1 protein-coding gene is annotated in these 472 nt (G+C 67.2%); it reads right to left on the bottom strand.

The window, feature by feature from the left end:
- The coding region (locus tag APY03_RS42990; protein ID WP_198161365.1) for a hypothetical protein at nt 1-250 on the bottom strand (250 nt) is incomplete at its 3' end.
- Nucleotides 251-472 lie beyond the last annotated feature (222 nt).

Raw genomic sequence — 472 nt, 5'->3', positions numbered from 1 at the left:
GCAGGTCGATCGGCTGGTAGCGCAGCGCGGGCTGGCCACTCGCAAAGCTCAACGAGCTCCCTGAGCCCGATGTGCTGCCGGAGGACGAACGCTGGCTGATCGTGGCCTTGGCGACCGGAACGCCGAGAGCAACGGCAGGCGGTGCAGCCTTGCGCGCAACACCTCCCTGGATCTGCGCAGCAGCGATGCCGCCTGCCAGCGATGCGGCAACGGCCACGGCCACGGCGCACGCGCGCGCGAGCTTGGACATGGGAACTCCCTGGGGTTTTTATTGGAGAACTGGCTGCACGCGCTTGGCGTACAGCGGGAACCGGCCGGCTATGACGAAGTGGCCGCGACCGAGCTGCGATTACCAGCGGCGTCGTAGCTGTAGGTGATCGTGGTGGTGGTGCTGCCGTCGGTGTAGACCGCACTGGCCAATCGGCCCAGCGGGTCGTACCTGACATGCTTACATCGGCGCGCCGTTGGGGCT

This window comes from Variovorax sp. WDL1 (assembly GCF_001541225.1).
In the GTDB taxonomy this organism is placed as follows: Bacteria; Pseudomonadota; Gammaproteobacteria; order Burkholderiales; family Burkholderiaceae_C; genus Variovorax.
Note: the sequence above shows the minus strand (reverse complement) of the source record. Positions and strands in the feature narration are given on the sequence as shown.